The organism is Pseudarthrobacter albicanus (assembly GCF_018224015.1).
In the GTDB taxonomy this organism is placed as follows: domain Bacteria; phylum Actinomycetota; class Actinomycetes; order Actinomycetales; family Micrococcaceae; genus Arthrobacter; species Arthrobacter albicanus.
Genome location: NZ_JAGPOT010000232.1, coordinates 1 through 351, shown reverse-complemented (window position 1 = coordinate 351; position 351 = coordinate 1). Strand labels below are relative to the sequence as shown.

The 351-nt window shown below is 81.5% G+C and carries 1 protein-coding gene; it reads left to right on the top strand.

Annotated elements, in window-relative coordinates; all coding sequences use genetic code 11:
• Nucleotides 1-351 (top strand): DUF222 domain-containing protein (locus tag J9611_RS21585; RefSeq protein ID WP_211883387.1); only part of this gene is annotated, 351 nt, incomplete at both ends.

Below are 351 nucleotides of genomic sequence, written 5' to 3'. Positions count from 1 at the left end.
GCGGCAGCCCGGGCGGCGCCGACGCTTCCGCGGCCGGCGGGTCCGGCGTGTCCGCGGCGGACGCCGTGGCCGCCGGGTCCGGCGGTGCCGTGGCCGGGTCCGGCGGGTCCGTGCCGGTGGATGACGGCTGCCGGAACACCACGGAGTTCCTGCGGGCGCGGCTGCGGATCAGCGCCGCGGAGGCCCGGCGCCGGCTCTCCCTGGCCGGCAGCGTCCTGCCGCGGCCGGTACTCGCGGGCCGGCAGCCGCTGCCTGCCCTCCGGGCGGAGCTCGGCGAGGCCGTCGCCGCCGGGGAGGTCCCGTCCCGGTCCGCGACCATCATCGCCCTGGCCCTGGACGGCGTCCGGCACA